The 17,708-nt window shown below is 39.4% G+C and carries 18 protein-coding genes and 1 riboswitch; of the genes, 5 read left to right on the top strand and 13 right to left on the bottom strand.

Translation table 11 applies throughout. The features are described 5' to 3' along the window. Positions 1–280: 280 nt before the first annotated feature. From QUF91_RS03560 to QUF91_RS03550, 3 genes are all read right to left on the bottom strand, one after another. Positions 281–844 (bottom strand): cob(I)yrinic acid a,c-diamide adenosyltransferase, encoded by a 564-nt coding sequence (locus tag QUF91_RS03560; RefSeq protein ID WP_285396814.1) that lies wholly within the window; start codon positions 842–844, stop codon positions 281–283. A 97-nt stretch (positions 845–941) separates the two neighbouring features. Beyond that, complete coding sequence (locus QUF91_RS03555; RefSeq protein ID WP_289416871.1) at positions 942–2,414, bottom strand: adenosylcobinamide amidohydrolase; 1,473 nt, start codon at positions 2,412–2,414, stop codon at positions 942–944. Further along, complete coding sequence (locus tag QUF91_RS03550; RefSeq protein WP_285396812.1) at positions 2,411–3,412, bottom strand: FecCD family ABC transporter permease; 1,002 nt, start codon at positions 3,410–3,412, stop codon at positions 2,411–2,413. The genes QUF91_RS03555 and QUF91_RS03550 overlap by 4 nt, the downstream gene beginning before the upstream one ends. A 211-nt stretch (positions 3,413–3,623) precedes the next feature. Further along, positions 3,624–3,806, bottom strand: a riboswitch (cobalamin riboswitch). 114 nt (positions 3,807–3,920) lie between these two features. On the opposite strand from QUF91_RS03550, the gene QUF91_RS03545 reads away from it, so the two are divergent. Next, complete coding sequence (locus tag QUF91_RS03545; RefSeq protein ID WP_289416870.1) at positions 3,921–4,079, top strand: hypothetical protein; 159 nt, start codon at positions 3,921–3,923, stop codon at positions 4,077–4,079. A gap of 43 nt (positions 4,080–4,122) precedes the next feature. Here the strand turns inward: QUF91_RS03545 and QUF91_RS03540 are convergent, their stop codons facing one another. From QUF91_RS03540 to QUF91_RS03530, 3 genes are read right to left on the bottom strand one after another with little or no spacing between them, the layout of a single operon-like run. Then, positions 4,123–5,790, bottom strand: coding sequence for an acyl-CoA dehydrogenase family protein (locus QUF91_RS03540; RefSeq protein ID WP_289416869.1), 1,668 nt, complete (start codon positions 5,788–5,790; stop codon positions 4,123–4,125). A gap of 1 nt (position 5,791) precedes the next feature. Beyond that, the gene (locus QUF91_RS03535; protein ID WP_289416868.1) at positions 5,792–7,294 is read right to left on the bottom strand and encodes a class I adenylate-forming enzyme family protein; all 1,503 of its coding nucleotides are present in this window, start codon (positions 7,292–7,294) and stop codon (positions 5,792–5,794) included. Then, positions 7,287–7,676, bottom strand: coding sequence for a MerR family transcriptional regulator (locus QUF91_RS03530; RefSeq protein WP_285396872.1), 390 nt, complete (start codon positions 7,674–7,676; stop codon positions 7,287–7,289). The genes QUF91_RS03535 and QUF91_RS03530 overlap by 8 nt, the downstream gene beginning before the upstream one ends. Before the next feature lie 180 nt (positions 7,677–7,856). Between QUF91_RS03530 and QUF91_RS03525 the strand changes: the two genes are divergently transcribed. Continuing rightward, a complete protein-coding gene (locus QUF91_RS03525) occupies positions 7,857–8,258 on the top strand; it encodes a hypothetical protein (RefSeq protein ID WP_289416867.1) in 402 nt (133 codons plus the stop codon). Continuing rightward, positions 8,189–9,055, top strand: a complete 867-nt coding sequence (locus QUF91_RS03520; protein WP_289416866.1) for a hypothetical protein — start codon at positions 8,189–8,191, stop codon at positions 9,053–9,055. The genes QUF91_RS03525 and QUF91_RS03520 overlap by 70 nt, the downstream gene beginning before the upstream one ends. 51 nt (positions 9,056–9,106) lie before the next feature. Here QUF91_RS03520 and argS read toward each other — a convergent pair whose 3' ends face one another. The 3 genes from argS to QUF91_RS03505 all read right to left on the bottom strand — a co-directional run bounded on the left by argS (position 9,107) and on the right by QUF91_RS03505 (position 12,361). Beyond that, positions 9,107–10,774 (bottom strand): arginine--tRNA ligase, encoded by a 1,668-nt coding sequence (gene argS / locus QUF91_RS03515; RefSeq protein WP_289416865.1) that lies wholly within the window; start codon positions 10,772–10,774, stop codon positions 9,107–9,109. Further along, a complete protein-coding gene (locus QUF91_RS03510) occupies positions 10,774–11,205 on the bottom strand; it encodes a YwiB family protein (RefSeq protein WP_289416864.1) in 432 nt (143 codons plus the stop codon). Before QUF91_RS03510 ends, argS begins: the two co-directional genes overlap by 1 nt. A gap of 436 nt (positions 11,206–11,641) precedes the next feature. Then, complete coding sequence (locus QUF91_RS03505; protein WP_289416863.1) at positions 11,642–12,361, bottom strand: hypothetical protein; 720 nt, start codon at positions 12,359–12,361, stop codon at positions 11,642–11,644. Between the two features lie 733 nt (positions 12,362–13,094). Here QUF91_RS03505 and QUF91_RS03500 point away from each other — a divergent pair. Beyond that, positions 13,095–14,030, top strand: coding sequence for a threonine ammonia-lyase (locus QUF91_RS03500; protein ID WP_289416862.1), 936 nt, complete (start codon positions 13,095–13,097; stop codon positions 14,028–14,030). Between the two features lie 64 nt (positions 14,031–14,094). Here QUF91_RS03500 and QUF91_RS03495 read toward each other — a convergent pair whose 3' ends face one another. The 4 genes from QUF91_RS03495 to QUF91_RS03480 form a co-directional block, all read right to left on the bottom strand. Further along, positions 14,095–14,856 carry a CPBP family intramembrane glutamic endopeptidase gene (locus QUF91_RS03495; RefSeq protein WP_289416861.1) on the bottom strand — a complete coding sequence of 254 codons (762 nt, stop codon included), beginning with the start codon at positions 14,854–14,856 and terminating at the stop codon, positions 14,095–14,097. Continuing rightward, positions 14,853–15,422 carry a TetR/AcrR family transcriptional regulator gene (locus tag QUF91_RS03490; RefSeq protein WP_289416860.1) on the bottom strand — a complete coding sequence of 190 codons (570 nt, stop codon included), beginning with the start codon at positions 15,420–15,422 and terminating at the stop codon, positions 14,853–14,855. Before QUF91_RS03490 ends, QUF91_RS03495 begins: the two co-directional genes overlap by 4 nt. Positions 15,423–15,723: 301 nt before the next feature. After that, the gene (locus QUF91_RS03485) at positions 15,724–15,918 is read right to left on the bottom strand and encodes a hypothetical protein (RefSeq protein WP_285398979.1); all 195 of its coding nucleotides are present in this window, start codon (positions 15,916–15,918) and stop codon (positions 15,724–15,726) included. Between the two features lie 159 nt (positions 15,919–16,077). Further along, a complete protein-coding gene (locus tag QUF91_RS03480) occupies positions 16,078–16,464 on the bottom strand; it encodes a winged helix-turn-helix transcriptional regulator (RefSeq protein WP_285398978.1) in 387 nt (128 codons plus the stop codon). Positions 16,465–16,632: 168 nt separating this feature from the next. On the opposite strand from QUF91_RS03480, the gene QUF91_RS03475 reads away from it, so the two are divergent. Continuing rightward, on the top strand, positions 16,633–17,349 hold the full coding sequence (locus QUF91_RS03475) for a 3-ketoacyl-ACP reductase (RefSeq protein ID WP_289416859.1): 717 nt from the start codon (positions 16,633–16,635) through the stop codon (positions 17,347–17,349). The last annotated feature ends 359 nt before the right edge of the window (positions 17,350–17,708 follow it).

The following is a 17,708-nucleotide window of genomic DNA, read 5'->3' as shown; positions in this document are numbered from 1 at the left end:
TTTAGAGGGCATTGAAAAACTAAAGAGATTTATTCATTTATATTATAAATCTACCTTTTGAATGTATATAGATACTTAAAAAGCCGATTTGCATCATGTTTTTGATGGCAAATCGACTTTTTTAAGTGTGCTAGATTTCAAAGTAGGATCTTAGTTGATAAAAACTGAATTATTCCGATAAAAGCTAAAATTATTCCGATAAAATGAGATTTTGTTCCGATAAATCTTCAAAGTACAATCAACCTATATCAAATGTCATCCACAGCTTTTGGAGATCAAGTTATTTTTTAAAGACATTGCCACTTCGAATATATTCAATATCTGCAACATTCAATCGATGATTAACAACTCGTGCAACCGCAAATAAATAATCCGATAGACGGTTTAAATACTTTTGCACAATTGTCGGTACATCTTCAATTTCCTTCATAAGCGTTACCATTTGTCTCTCTGCTCGACGCGCTACAGTGCGAGCAATGTGCAAGGTTGCAGCTGCTGGTGCACCACCTGGTAAAATAAAACGCTGTAATGGTGGCGCTTCATCTGATAATGCATCAATACGAGATTCTAACACTTCAATTGGCTGCTCTGTCAGCTTATAATGTCGTTCCTTCATGACGTTAGCAAGGTCACCACCTGCATCGAAAAGCTCATGCTGAATCGTTTCTAAATCAATTAAAATATCCTTGAATAACTCACGATCTAATTCACTTACTGCCTTGCCAATAAAAGAATTTAACTCATCAATTGCCCCATATGTCTCTACGCGTAAACTATCTTTGTCAACACGTCCCCCTATAAGACTTGTTTTCCCCGTATCGCCAGTTTTTGTGTAAAGCTTCATTTCTCTCATCTCCTAGAATTTATTTTTATCAATTTCACTTTGGCGTAATTATAGCTGACGCTACAATAAATCATCTGTAGCTGACACTGCGCTTTCGCTACAGAAAACCCTCTGCTGAATGAAGATAATTTTTTATTGCCTGTACAGTTGTTTCAAAAACACCTTTACCGATAATTTTGCCCACATCCGTAATTGGGCCACCATACTGCATTTCTTCCCCTTTTTGTGTCGCCGCAATTAATAAACTATCTGTAGCAGTACCTGTTGCAATCGTACCACTTAGCTCATCACGAATATTTTCTGATTGCAATGCCTTTGTTTTTGCCTCATTAGCTGTCATCATTGCTTGGAAAAACGCTTCCTCTGATAAGCAACCATTTACGATGACCCATGTATTTATAGTACCAATATATGGCTCATCCTGTCTTTCATGTGCTCGTGACACATCCACTGCATTACCAACACCAGCCGTAACAGCAACAAATACGCTACCAAAAGAAGCTTTAAATTCATTAATGGCTACAAGATTTGTTGGGACAGCTGTTAACATAACGACTGTACTTGTAGGTGAAAAATGCTCCTTTTGTAAAAATTCAGCGACCTCTTTCTTTACATCATTAATGACATAATCTATTGGTACAGAGCGATTTAATAGGCAATCATACCAACCGATACCCGGATTATGGACTGCTGAGGAAACCGTTTTTAACGGAAACTCTGATTGAAGCTGAATGTAATGATCCGTAACAGTGAAATTTTCCTTTTCGATGACAGCACGTTGCTGATGTTCGACTGAGGCCGGCATCATTGTAATTTGAGGCTTTGGAATTTCAGGATGTGCATAAGTCGCTACTCGCGCATGATAAACGTCTTCAATTTGCGAAGCGATTAATACTTCATGTGGTGCCCCAAATGCTCGCATCCTTCCGCCTTCCATTAGTAATAATTCATCACAATAGAGGGCAGCTAAATTCATATCATGCAGTACCATAATAACGGTTAATCCACATTCAATTGCTTCTTTTCGCACCATATCTAAAATTTGACGTTGATGGGCAATATCGAGATGGTTTGTTGGCTCATCTAGCAGTAATATTTCCGACGTTTGCGCAAGGGCTTGGGCAACAAAAACTCGTTGTTGTTCACCGCCCGACAAAAATTCCATCGGTGTCTGTTCATAGCGTTTCACACCTGTTTGTAGCATCGCATGTTGGACCGCTTGTTCATCGCGTTCAGTCCAGCTTGAAAAGAAGCCTGTTTGATGTGGATAACGTCCAAGTGATACCGCCTCACGTACACTGTTTGAAAAGGCATTTGCATGTAATTGTGGTAACACTGCCATTTTTTTTGCCAATGCACGGGCATTATAACTGCTAATATTTTTACCGTCTACTAATATAGTGCCTGCAGTTGCTGGTAGTATGCCACTCATTACTTTTAACAGTGTGGATTTTCCACTACCGTTCGGGCCTAAAATCCCTAATATTTTTCCTTTTTCAACGGAAAAACTTATATCCTGGACAATCGGCACGTCTTCATAGCCACCAGAAAGATGTTCAACAACAATCATGCCCGTCCCCCCTTGCTTCTACGTTGCTTATAAAAAATATAAGAAAAAACGGGTGCGCCAATAAATGCAGTAATTACGCCAATCGGTAGCTCTCTTGGCATAATAATTGTTCGAGCTATTAAATCACAAATAATGAGCAAAGTTGCCCCATTTAAAAATGATAATGGCAATAAATGACGGTGATCTGAACCCCAAAGCATCCGCGTCATATGTGGTACAACTAAGCCAACAAAACCAATCGTACCAGAAACCGCTACTGCTGCTCCTGTCAACATTGACCCGCCTACCAAAATTATATATTTACTACGCTTAACATTAACACCTAAATGCTTCGCGCGTTCCTCTCCATATAACAGAACATTTAACTCGCGTCTTTGTGTCCAAAGCATGATTGAGCCAATTATCACAAACGGAATAATCATTTGAACATAAGGCCAACCTCGCATTGATACTGAGCCGAGCAGCCATCCCATAACTTGTCGTAGCTCCTCACCAGATAATGCAATCATTAATGAAATCAAGGAGCCTAAAAATGAACTAAAGATGACCCCTGTTAAAATAAGAGTTTCCATTTTTAGCGTGCGGTCTACTATTCTAGCAAAGCCCATGACAGCTACCATCGTTAATATTGCACCTATCATACTGAAGATTGGCAATGCATAATTGCCTATTACTGGAATTGATATACTAAAGAAAATCGTCATAACTGCGCCAACTGATGCACCCGAGGAAACACCTAACGTATAAGGATCTGCCAAAGGATTTTTTAATAAGCCTTGAAAAGCTGCCCCTGCTATGGCAAGAGATGCCCCGACAAGTCCAGCCAGCAGAACTCGAGGTAAACGAATTTTCCATAAAATATTGGCAGCTGTTTCATCTGCCGCCTGATTCCACAATACTTCTAGTGGAATATGAACTGAGCCTATCGCTACGCCACACCAGATGCTAATAATTAGAAGCGTAATTGCTGTTACATAGGCTATAAACGTTCTACTCATTTAAAGGCTCTCCCCCTTAGTCAATCTGTGCCTATATTTAACAACTTGTTTTTCTGATTTATCGATGCATTTTAGCTTTTATCGCCTACGATTGTGAATTTATCGACATCAATCATACAAAACAAATAACCCCTCATCATAAAAAGATGAGGGGATCAAATTTGCACAAAAATACTTTTACAAAATCTACCACCCTATCCTCGTAGGCTGTAACGTGTTTTCTATAAAGGCAGGTCTCCTGGCTCGTGTTCCATTCGCTTTTCCATGCCTTCCCGAAATTTTCAGTGGCGCAAATTGAAAAAACTCACACATACAGTGGCGGGACCGCATCGGAATGACACCGATTTCCCTTTTCACTTTACATAAGTAAAGAACCTTTATAATTTTCAGTTGATTTTATTATACATGAAAAAAATAGAAGTCGCCTCGATTCGAGACAACTTCTAATCAAATCAATTATGCCCCGGCATAATTGCGTCCGGAGGCTTTAGACCAACATGATGTTTTTTTGTGCGAAAGCGTAGTGCTAGTGCAGCGTCAGCAACATGATGTTTTTTGTGCGAAAGTGCAGCGTCAGCAACAGTTGTTTTTTGTGCGAAAGCGCAGCGTCAGCAACATGATGTTGGTCACTCAGTTGTTACCACAAGACGTGGCGTTTTTAGACTAAGTTCCTCTATTTCGGCAGGAATTTGGACACCCGCTGAAAGAAGTTAAACTATATCAGAAAAATACTGAACCGTTTTCATTGGCGCACCCATTTCTCGCAATGCCCATGTGCTCTCTAAATAAATATCTGCTAGCTTTTCATATTTACCGCCGAATTTATGTGCCCATTCGATCGCTACAACACTTTCATATACATGTGCCATTTTTTCTGCAACCTTTTTTGCCTCAAACGTTTTCGTTGCTTCATCTAAGCCGCTAAATGTTCGCAATGTCAAGTCTAGTTTTGCTAATTGCTCCTCTACAATTTGAAGCAATGGACTGTCAGCTAGTTTTTCTAGACGTTCCTCCATGACACGAACAAACAATTCATGCGCTTGAAACTTATCTACTAAACGAATGAGTTCTAATGCTAAAATATTAGCAGTTCCCTCCCACACAGTCAGCACCTGTGCATCTCTTAATAAGCGAGGTGTAACGAAATCCTCAATATAGCCATTCCCTCCATGTAATTCAATCGCTTCACTTGCATAATGGACCGCTTGCTCTGCCGTTTCTTTTTTCATAATAGCAATATTTAAGCGATTCATAATGATGTCCTGTTCATTACCCTGTCCACTTGTTACTTTATCGTAAAGCTGAATTAGATCAAAAACAGTAGCAACTTCTACATGAAGCTTGGCAGCAAAGTTCCCTAATGTATCCTGAATCATAGGATATTGCGTTAAAGGCTTGCCAAATGCATGACGATTTGTCACATAGTGCTTCGCCTCCAAAAAACCACGGCGCATAATGCCGATAGAAGCAACAGCATTGCAAATTCTTGATAAATTAAGTGCCTCCAACATATAATAAATTCCTTTATTCGGCTCACCGACAACATAAGCTAATGCACCATCAAATTCCACCTCACCAGAAGGTACTGCTCTAACACCAAGTTTATCCTTTAAACGTCGAATACGGAGGTTGTTAACAGTGCCATCCTCATTGCGCCACGGGACCGCAAATAGAGTTAAACCTTTCGAGCCTGCTTGAGCCCCTTCCATACGGGCCAGTACCATGGCAACCCCACACATTCCTGCGTTTGACGCGAAATATTTCTCACCAAATAAACGATACTGATTACCGTCTTTTCTTGCCTCTACAACGTTCGCACCAACATCAGAACCACCTTGACGCTCCGTTAAAAATGTAGCTCCCTCATACAGCTCGGTATCTCCTGTTGCACAAACATGTGGTAAAAAACGCTCCTTCACCTCATCGCTCGCATAATGATCAAGTAAATAAGCCGTTGCCATTGTTAACGTAACAGGGCAGTAAAAGCCTGGCTCTGTATGGGACAGTATATAACCTTGAGCAAAGCTATACACATAGTTACCCTTTCTACCTAATTGCGGAATATCCTTATGCACATAGCCAACAATACCCGTATTGTATGATTCTTCAATTGTTTTTTTATAGCCATCATTAACCCAGACCTCTGACACTTCTTCACCATATGCATTATACCTTTGTAAGCGAGGTTCACCCTCTCGATCCGTATGTTTGGCTCTCACATCAATATCTCCAGCACAAAGCTCACCGAAATCTGTTAGCTCACGTGTTGCATATTCTGCAAACTCTTTATCTAGCATCATTTCTAAAACTTTATGAAGTGTGTCGTTATCTTTAAAAAAGTTCGTTGTTTTCATTTCTGCCTGCTGTAAAACCTTCATGCTATCTCACCTCTTGTCCTTTCAAGGTTTGTTTTAATATTTTGCCTGATGCATTTCGTGGTAGCGCTTCCACACGCTCAAACATGCGTGGAATTTTATATTTAGCAAGATGCTCCTCTAAATAAGCTTTAAGTTCGTCTTCGTCAATTTCTGTTTTAGTGGCATAGACAGCCTTCACCGTTTCTCCCCACTCCGGATGTGGGACACCTATTACAGCAACTTCAAATATCCCGTCATAGCTCAAAATTCTATCTTCGATTTCTTTCGGATAAATATTCACACCGCCTGAAAAAATAACATCCTTCTTACGATCAACAATCCAAATATAACCATCCTCATCTATGCGAGCTAAATCACCTGTTTTCAGCCAGCCATCTATAAAGGCAGCCTTTGTTGCGATTTCATCCTTGTAATAGCCCAGCATATTGCCTTCACCAAGTAAAACAATTTCTCCTACTTCACCAACACGAACATCTTCTCCGTCATCGTTAATAATACGCAGCTCCGCTCCAAGTGGTGCACGCCGACCAATACTTCCTGCCTTCGTTGCATGCTCTTCACCAAGCAATATTGAACCGTTTGGACCAGCCTCTGTTAAGCCATAGACACAGGTTAAATTTTCTGTTCTGAAAGCTTTTTGTAAATGTCGGACTTCATTTTGTGATAACGGTGCGCCACCATAAGCCCACCATTTCATCGAGGATAAATCTGTTGTTTGCAATCTTGGCATTTGGGCTGTTAACAAATAGGCGACAGGTGCACCAAAGAAATGTGTTGTCCTTTCCTGCTCGATTGAATCAATAAACAAATCAGGTGTAAATGTCGGTGTTAGCACGATAGTTGAGCCTACAAGTACGCCTGCCATTAAAAATAAATGCAATGGAGCTGAATGCGTCAACGGCATCATGAGAAGGATTCGGCTTTCTGGCTTTACTTCCATTTCTACTGCAATCATTTGTGCTACCGTTAATATATTGCGATAGCTAAACAACACACCCTTTGGTTTTCCAGTTGTACCCGATGTATATAAAATCGTTGAGACATCCTCTTCATTCAACTGGCAATCGATTGTTTGAGTGCTTGCATGTTGAATAAGAGTTTCATAGTTTAGCCAACCCGCATGCTCTTGCCCTGTTTTGATTTTTAAAGGAACTACCGTGATGTTTTCCACCGCTGCAAAAATTGCTGCATGGGCTAGAATAGCTTTAGCGTCTGCATGGTTCGCTACATACTCGACCTCTTGTAGCGTAAATTTCGCATTTACTGGAACGACAATAGCTCCAATACGCTGAATTGCAAAATAGCTAACAACAAACTCTACAACATTGGGCATAAAAATGATGACTTTATCGCCTTGTCCCACACCTTGCTCTAATAAAGCATGACTAAAACGCGTCACTTGCTCATCTAAATCACGATAGGTCACTCGTCTACCTTGACAAATAACCGCTTCGCTCATTGGATACTTTCGCGCATTACGTGCTAACAAATTCGAACTATTCATCGTGCATCTCTCCCTTTAAAGTCGCTAATTTTTCAGTAAACACACCTTGTAATTGCTGCAACTCATTTTTCATTTGTGTAAGTTCTGCTATCTTACTATCAATCTCTCGAATTTTTTGCTCCCCATATTCAACTGTACGCTCCAATTGCTGAATACCCGTGCGATCAAAATCAAACAGCAATACCATTTCCTTAATCTCCTCAAGTGAAAAACCATAACGCTTTCCTCGGAAAATAAGCTTAAGCTTCGCTAACTCTTTTTTTGAAAAGGTTCGTTGATTAGTAGATGAACGATTAGGATGAAGCAGCCCAAGCTCCTCATAATAACGAATCGTCCGTGTTGAAACATTAAACTGCTTAGCCACTTCTTGAATCGTCTTCAACATCATCATCGCCTTCCGATTTTCCAACAGTATACCATTGACGCTAACGTAAATTTCAACAAGATATTTGAAATTTACAGAAAATTATTGTTTTAAGAAGATGAATTGATCGGTTTAGGGGTTTTATTCGATGCTGGGCGGGTTCTTTCCGGCACTTTGGCGGGGCTATCTTGCGCTTTGTTGAGGATTCTATTTGTCGAATCAGCGGTTCTGAGGTCGCTTTGGCGGGGCTATCCACGTTTTTGGCCGTTCTATCCACGTTTTTTGGCGGTGCTATCCACGACTTTGGCTACTCTATCCGTCGCTCTGGCGGTTCTTTCCGTCGCCCTGGTAGTTCTATCTGTCGCCTCAGCTTCTTTCCGTCGCTCCGAGGATTCTATCCGTCGCTTTGGCGGTTCTATCCACGACTTTGGCTACTCTATCCGTCGCTCTGGCGGTTCTTTCCGTCGCCCTGGTAGTTCTATCCGTCGCCTCAGCTTCTTTCCGTCGCTCCGAGGATTCTATCCGTCGCTTTGGCGGTTCTATCCACGACTTTGGCTACTCTATCCGTCGCTCTGGCGGTTCTTTCCGTCGCCCTGGTAGTTCTATCCGTCGCCTCAGCTTCTTTCCGTCGCTCCGAGGATTCTATCCGTCGCTTTGGCGGTTCTATCCACGACTTTGGCTACTCTATCCGTCGCTTCGATGTTTCTATCCGTCGCTCTGGCGATTCTTTCCGTCGTCTTTGCAGTTCTATCCGTCGCCCTGGTAGTTCTATCCGTCACCTCAGCTTCTTTCCGTCGCTCCGAGGATTCTTTCCGTCGTCTTTACAGTTCTATCCGTCGCTCTGGCGGTTCTTTCCGTCGCCCTTGCAATTCTATCCGTCGCCTCAGCTTCTTTCCGTCGCTCCAAGGATTCTATCCGTCGCTTCGATGTTTCTATCCGTCGCTCTGGCGATTCTTTCCGTCGTCTTTGCAGTTCTATCCGTCGCCCTGGTAGTTCTATCCGTCACCTCAGCTTCTTTCCGTCGCTCCGAGGATTCTTTCCGTCGTCCTTGCAGTTCTATCCGTCGCCCTTGCAATTCTATCCGTCGCCTCAGCTTCTTTCCGTCGCTTTGGCTGTTCTATCCACGACTTTGGCTACTCTATCCGTCGCCCCTGCAATTCTATCCGTCGCCCTTGCAATTCTATCCGTCGCCTCAGCTTCTTTCCGTCGTCCTTGCAATTCTATCCGTCGCCTCGGCTTCTATCCGTCGCTTTGGCCGTTCTATCCACGACCTTGACGAAGCTATCCGTCGCTTCGATGTTTCTTTCCGTCACTTCGACCGTTCTCTCCGTCGCTTCGACTGCTTATCCGTCGCCCCTGCAGCTCTTTCTGCCACTTCAATCGCTCTAGCTATCTAAGACACAAAAAACCCCCGGCAAATTATCATGCCGGGGCTGGAAAGATTTTTATTACATTTTTTCTGGTGCAGATACGCCGATTATGCGTAGTGCGTTGGCAATTGTTGTACGCACAGCAGTAATAAGGGCTAAACGAGCTTCTGTTAGCTCTTTATTTGAAGCATCTAACACTTTTTCAGCGTTATAGAAGCTGTGGAATGCGGCTGCTGTTTCTTGAATATAGTTGGCGATACGGTGTGGTGTACGGTGCTTCGCAGCATCTGCTACCATTTTCGGGAAGTCGCCCACTTTTTTCAGTAAATCAATTTCTTTTTCAGCAACTAACAAGCTTAAATTGTCTGTTGTTGCAGCAAAGCCTTGCTCATTTGCTGAACGTAAAATAGATGAAATACGTGCATGTGCATATTGTGCATAATACACTGGGTTTTCATTTGATTGAGATACGGCAAGGTCAAGGTCAAAGTCCATATGAGAATCGCCTGCAGTTTTCACGAAGAAATAACGTACTGCGTCTAAGCCAACCTCTTCTACAAGCTCACGCATTGTAACAGCGTTCCCTGTACGTTTAGACATTTTGAATTTTTCACCGTTTTTATAAAGCTGAACCATTTGGATAATCTCTACTTCAAGCGTATCACGGTCATAGCCAAGCGCCTGAATAGCAGCTTTCATACGTGGAATATAGCCGTGGTGGTCAGCGCCCCAAATATTAATTAATTTATCGAAGCCACGTACAATTTTATCCTCATGGTATGCGATATCCGGAGTTAAATATGTGAAAGAGCCATCATTTTTAATTAACACGCGGTCTTTATCGTCGCCAAATGTTGTTGAACGGAACCAAGTAGCACCGTCTTCTTCAAATACATGACCATTCGCTTTTAGTTTTTCTAATGCTACTTCAATTTTGCCATTTTCATACAGTGAAGTTTCAGAATACCATACATTAAAGTTTACGCGGAAGTTAGCAAGGTCTGTTTTTAACTTGTCTAATTCTAACGCTAAACCATGCTGACGGAAGAATGCAAAACGTTCTTCATCAGTTTTAGATAAAATTGCATCGCCATGCTCGCTAGCTAGTTTACCAGCGATTTCAATAATATCTGGACCGTGGTAGCCATCCTCTGGCATTTCAGCTTCTAATCCTAAAGCTTGCTTATAACGCGCTTCTAGTGAATAAGCTAAGTTATTAATTTGGTTACCCGCATCGTTAATGTAGTACTCACGAGATACTTCGTACCCTGCCATATCTAACACATTACATAAAGAATCCCCTACAGAAGCTCCACGTGCATGACCTAAATGTAGATCCCCAGTTGGATTTGCAGATACGAATTCAACTTGAACTTTTTCTCCGGCACCAGCATTAGAACGACCATAATCAGCACCTTGCTCAAGTACTGCTTTTACTACGTCTGTTAGGAAATCTTTACGTACAGTAATATTCATAAAACCAGGGCCAGCAATATCGATTTTCTCAATAACTGTACCTGCTGTTTCAAGATTTTCTAAAATGGCTTCGGCAATGGCACGAGGTGGTTTTTTTGCTAATTTCGTTAATTGCATAGCGATATTTGTCGCATAGTCTCCATTTGCTTTATCCTTCGGTGTTTCAAGGTGAATATTTAACTCTGTGCCAGCCTCTACTAAGCCAGCTTTTTCAACAGCCTGCGCAATTGCATCTTTAATGGCTTGTTGTACTTGTTCTACTGCGTTCATCATTGTACCTCCGTAAATGTAATGTCTAATGTATAGTTGCCAACGGATTGCCCACCCATTAGTAAATCATACTGTACATGGAAATCTCCGCTTATTGCCTGTTTTGTAAACGTCATTTTTTTCGTGTCTATGACAAGTGGCATTGAACCAAACTCACTTTCATAATGACCCATTTGTTGTTCAATTATGTTAAGTGGTAGTCGCATTTTTACTGCTCCATTACGCATAATTAATGCCTGTTCATTGCCTAGCTTCATAGTTGTGCGGATGGTTTTATCCTCCTGCACCTCTTCATATTTCAAATACATGCTTCCTGCTTTTTCAAGTAGCTGCCCTGACAGCAACATTTCATAACTTTCGGACTCCCCATCGATCGGACGAATCGTAGAAATGAGCTTAATGTTCACCTGCGATCTTGCTTCGTTGGCCATTATGGACGCTCCCTTTTATTGTTTTTACTATAACCTTTTTATTATATATTAGGAATGACGCAAAATACAACATGCATGTGTTAGGAAGTCCGTTAAATCAGCGTTTGAGATATTATTCTCTGTTGTCTCTTCCGCGCAAGTCAATGCATTAACAAGCATGTTTTTGGGGCTAAATGTACAGGAATGTATGAGTACGTTATGTTTCAATCTTTTTTGTTTAAATATATATAACGACAACTAAATATTGAAATTAAGAGCCTGTATCTTTAATTACCAAGTAATTGTCGATACAGGCTCTGTTTTATTGGCTCAGTTCGCAAAGATTGTTGTTAACAGAACCTTTCTTTTATACAAATATGAACATTAGCACTTTGTAGGGATTAATAAAGAACAAATATAAAACAAGTTACTCTAATATGTTATTGCTTCTTTTTGTTTAGTTCTTTAATTCCATTCTTATCCTTTTTAACGCTAATTCAGCTGCCATTTTCCCGTTATATTGCCCGTGTTCTTTAACCCAATCTAATTTTTCCCTAGCAGGCACGTATCTATGGAAACCTAGAATTTCAGCAGCTCTCTCTTGTACCCACATATCCGAGTCTTCCAATAAGGGAATTATTTCATGCAATTGTGTGTAAGAAGTTAAAGCCATAATTGAAAACAAATATTGAGTTCTTTTTTCATCATCTAATTCAGGGTTTTTAAGAAGGTTCGTCAATTCTTTAATGGCTTGTACATCTTGCTTTAGTTGCAGTTCATCAGTATGCTCTTTGGACCGAGGATAATATTTTGGAAGTTCATACCAATCACTTTCAGGATGTTCTAATAGGATTTTTATTAACGTTTGTACATTAGGATATACTGGGGACAAGTCTATTTCCTCATGATTTATAAAGCAAACTCTGCCTGTTAGTGACCCGAACATGTAAACACCCACATAATTGGAATTATCATCTGTCCATAATGGAAAAACCTCTGAAATATTAACTTCTTCATTTAGGTATGAATACACTTCTGTTGCTTCTTCAAAAGATAATAAACGTATTAAAAAATCATTCTTGTGCTTCAAATAGATTGAATTGTCGAAAGCATTCATTATTTCTTGAGGTAATGATATGTTTAAAAAAGTTGAGATTTGATTAAATAAATTGTCCATTATGTATCCTCCATTCATCGTATTTACAACTAACTCGAAATTGGATCCTCTTCTTATAATCCGTTTGAATCAACAGAGGCTTTAATGGTATGACTCCAAAACAAATCATTTTATCTTCATAAATAACAACGAATGTTTCTTTAAATTCTTTTTCGTCATCAATAATTCCATATACCATTTTGAAATAATCTGCAGGTCTATAAGGTGGATTATAATTATTAGTGTTACTGGCAAGTCATGAAATTAGTTGCTAGATTGTTACTCTAAGTAAGGTTCTTGAAGCCTCTACCACTTCTTAAAACACTCCCTAATACACATATAATAAGTATAATATACAAATATTAACTTTTGAAGTTTCGATTAAATGAACCTACGTCAAATGGATGAAAATTCAGGAACGTTTAGCCACCTCAACCACTTTGAATTTCTGCTTCATAAGCAGTTGCAACACATTTAAAAGGCTATCTCCTTAAGAATTAACCCCAACTACATTTAAGCTTTAACTCAATACTGTCACCGATTCTTGCTCCATCTCGACAATAAACCGTGTGGACCATCTGAGGCGTTTTACCCCGTCTTTCAGCAAATATTTTTTCAAGGTTGAAGGAAGTATTCTATGGAGTCGCGGCCATAATCACAGTCATTTTATTCATTGACACAAATTGCCTGTAAATCTACAGTTATATTATAACGCCAGAATTTTCAATTATTTTACTAAAGTGAGGGTTGCTGTATGTTAACACTTGAACAAATCTTTACTGCTAAACAAAGAATTTCATCCTATGTATATGAAACACCTATTATTCGGTTAAATGGGCTCGATGAACTTTTAGGATGTCATGTCTACATAAAAGCCGAGAATATGCAAAAAACAAACTCTTTCAAACTGCGTGGGGCTCTTAATAAAATGCTATCCATGCCTTTAGAACAATTGCAAAAAGGCGTAGTTGCCGCTTCCTCGGGTAATCATGGCAAAGGCGTTGCCTACGCGGCCAAGCTCTTAAATGTTAAGGCAACCATTGTCCTACCGGATTCAGCTCCTACAATTAAGATAGAAGGAATACGTACTTTGGGAGCTGAGGTTGTACAATGTAAGCTTGCAGAACGACATGTTGTAACAGAAAAGCTCAGTCGTGATCATGGTTATTGCATTATACATCCTTATGATGATTACGATATCATGGCAGGGCAAGGGACAGCAGGTTTAGAAATATTTGCACAGCTTCCTGATGTTAATACCATAGTTGTTCCTATGGGTGGCGGTGGATTAATTAGTGGAATTGCTACTGCTGTAAAATCTCTGGCCCCTCCTATCAAAATAATTGGCGTGGAGCCTGCCGTTGTTTCGCGTTATGCCAAAAGCTTAGAAGCTGGCGAAAGATTGCTTTTAGAGGAACAAAAATCTTTGGCAGATGCCCTATTAACTTTACAGCCGGGAGAACGAAACTTTCCAATTGTTCAGCAGCTTGTCGATGAGGTTGTAAGTGTGGATGAAGCATCGATCCAACGTGGAATGAAAACCTTACTCACCGAGGGTAAATTTATCGCAGAACCTTCCTCCTCAATCGGTATTGGAGCTGCCCTTCAAGGACTTTTACCTATTCATCAAAATGAAAAAGTGTGTTTTCTTATTTCAGGAGGTAATGTTGGATTAGAGGCTTTGACTTAAGGAAACTAGCAAAAAAAGCATCGACTCAAATAAATGAGTAGATGCTTTTTTTGACATGTCGTGTTTAAACGTAACTTTCAGTATTCCCCAATTTTGTAACATCATTCTTAGGAAATAAAGCTCTCCAGAAATAAATTGCGAGACCAATTAACACTAGACAATGAAAGATATAAAGAGAAGTAGCAAGAACCGTTGGCTCACTTTGATCAGTCAAGAAAGCAATAAAATCGTGCGAAGCGTGCCAGACAATCGGGAAAATAATACTTTTTGTCTTTAGAACAATTTCTGCACAAACTAACCCAAAGAGGCATGCAAAAGCTACTTGTACTAATGTCAATAAAAAATCATGACCGGCAAGTAAATTTTCAAGATGTCCAATTCCAAACAAAATAGAGGAGCCGATAATAGCCGTTTTAAGCCCTTTCGCTGATAAATATTTGAAAATTAGGCCACGGAAAATAAACTCTTCATAAAGACCAACTGCAATAACAAATAGAAGCAAAATAAATACATACTGCGCAGAAAAACCCTCTTTATATGTAATACCATTAAAGAAAGCAATCAGCTCAGAAATAACGATCACAGCCATCCACGCCTCGGCTTTAAACCTTCTAAATCCAAAATCCTGTAAAGAGAATTTACTTTTTTTCATGATCCAAAGAGTAAATATTACTCCAACTGCAAAGGCAATAAATTGAATCAAAGTTATAGAGCTTAAGCTACTTATATTTTTGACAGCTATAATTGCACCAGCTATGAAAGGAAAAACAAGTGCAAACAAAGTAAATAGTATCGATAAAAGAATAGGTGAATTTTTCATTTTCATTTATTTCCTCCATCCAATAATTTTAGTTTAACTCCTTCAAAAACATCTTTTAAAATACCCTCAATTTCCGAGCTGTCTAAATCGCAAGTATTCGTCGCACACATTGTCGCAATACCGTGCGTAGTTAACCATATATCGATAAATAGAGATTTAGCAGAGGTTTGAGTTAATCCTGTGTTTTTTGAAATAAGTGCTATAATACCTTGATTCTCTACATCATTTATTAATTCCGAAAAACTTGAAATCTTATATTTATTGGATAGAAATAATAACTCAAAAAACTTTTTTTCTTCTCGAGCAAAGTTAATATAAGCTAACCCCATTCCTAAAAAAGAACTTTCTTGCAAGCCCTGAAACATTCTTTCATTATAAAGATTGCTAGCCCGTTCATATATTGCGTACTTTAAATCGTCCATACTCGTGAATAATCGAAAAATAGGTTTTGTCGAACAACCTAACTCTTTTGCTAAATCTCGTGCATTAACACTATCAATCCCACTCTTTCTAGCCATTTCAAAAGCACAATCCAATAAAATTTCCTCTGTAATCTGCTCTTTCGGTGCCAAATAATTTTCCTCCTTCCGATAGGTAACATCCGTTACCTATAATGTAGCAATATTTTCCTTGCTATGTCAATAAGTTATTTGATTCTAATCAAAAGATTCCCCAAGAAAGTCCGTTAATTCCAAATATCTATTGATGCCTGGAATGATTATGTAAGTCAAATTTCAAAAGCAGGCGGGGCTAAAAGTAATCTCATTATACCTTCCCACTTTTAGCCCCACATTATAAAATAAATTATTTTACCTTGCCCAGTACCATTTCTCTTAGTGTTATCCGAGAAATATCACCAATCCATATTTTTCTTTATTCCAAATTTAGCAAATCAGCAATTATTTCTGCACTTCCTGGTGAAAACATAAATATTGAGAATGAAATACATAATAATCCTACAAACACAATACCAATTTTCTTAATGAACAAAGATTGCTTTTTCATATATAGTCCTTTAAATATCAAAAACAACCCTACAAATAGGATTAAGAAATACCAAACTCCCATTAGTTCACCCCTTTTACAAAGTAGACGTTCAAAGTTAAGGAAAGTTCACCCATCTTAATAAATTTATGTATATGAAAAAGGTTGAATTAATATCGTTAAATAATGTACCCATCTATTAGCTCTTTTAAAGTTGTCTAAAAACATCACTGACAATTTAAATCATCCAATGACCTCGTTATGGCTTTCTTGTTTAATTTGATCGATTCTATTTTTTCCCCATTCGTACATCATCTCAACGATTGGTAATAATGTCATCCCTAGTTCTGTCATTGAATATTCGACTTTCGGAGGAACTTCTGGAAACACTTCTCTATGAACAATTCCATCATCCATCAGTTCACGTAATTGGTTTGTTAATATCTTATGAGATATTTTCGGGAAAAGTCTTTGAAGTTCACTGAAGCGATGTGGTCCTTCTACACCTAAATGCCACAAAATAACAACCTTCCATTTCCCACTAATAATTGATAAGGTAAGTTCTTTTTCGCAATGATAATCATTATTTAATATTCTCTCTTTGATCTCTTCTCTTAATTTATCCGACATAGAGCTAACTCCCTTTCATATACATAAGTAACTTTTAGTAACCTCCGCACAAAAAAGTGCACTCTTCACAATATAGAAAATCATAGTAGAATGAGGTTAGTCTTAAAGACAAATCTTAATCTTTTTTTTCGTCTAAATAAAACGATCTTATCTAAAGGAGAGAAAAACATGCAAGCAATCGCAGGTAAAGTGGCGTTAATTACAGGAGCAGGACGTGGAATTGGACGCGCAACAGCAGTAGCTTTTGCGCAAGAAGGTATTCACGTAGGTCTTGTTGGACGTACGCTTGAAAATTTACAACAAGTAGCAGAGGAACTTAAACAGTATGATGTGAAGGTAGCCATCGCTGCGGCAAATGTAGCGGATCTAGACTCTATTACTAAAGCCGTTGAATCTATTCGCGGTGAGCTTGGCGCCATCGATATTTTAGTAAACAATGCTGGCATTTCAAAATTCGGTGGCTTCATGGACTTAACACCTGAAGAATGGACAAATATTATCGATGTCAACGTAAAAGGTGTGTACTACACAACACGCGCTGTATTACCGGAGATGATCGAGCGCAACACAGGAGACATCATTAATATCTCCTCAACAGCTGGTCAAAAAGGTGCACCAATTACTAGTGCATACTCAGCTTCAAAAGCTGCAGTTATCGGACTAAGTGAATCATTAATGCTTGAAGTGCGTAAGAAAAATATTCGCGTTACAACATTAACGCCAAGTACAGTTGCTACAGATATGGCTGTTGAGCTAGACCTAACAGACGGCAATCCAGAAAAAGTGATGCAAGCAGAGGATCTAGCAGATTTAATGGTTGCACAACTAAAACTTCACCCACGTGTTGTCTTAAAACATGCTGGACTTTGGTCAACGAACCCTTAGTAGAACTCTTTGAAATATCAAGGCGCTATCCGATGTATTTGGGATGGTGTCTTTCTTTTTTTTAGAATCAAGCGCTAACGGGGTACTACCAACCGTCTATCACAAGAACAACATCACTCTTAAAAGCTTGATAAGACCTTTTATCACCTTCTCTAAGCAAAAAAGTGGGGCTAGCTCATAGCTAAACCCCACTCTAACCGCTTCATATTAACAATTTGAAGTCTCTTACCCAGCCCAAGATCATTTCTCTTAGCAATTTAGAAGCTGTGTTTGCGACTGACGTTTCACTTTCGTCGCAGAATGCACTAGTTAATGTTTCTAGCTTTATTTTACCCAGCCTAAAGTGGATTGGTTGCATA

It is taken from the genome of Lysinibacillus sp. G4S2, assembly GCF_030348505.1.
GTDB lineage: Bacteria > Bacillota > Bacilli > Bacillales_A > Planococcaceae > Lysinibacillus.
Note: the sequence above shows the minus strand (reverse complement) of the source record. Positions and strands in the feature narration are given on the sequence as shown.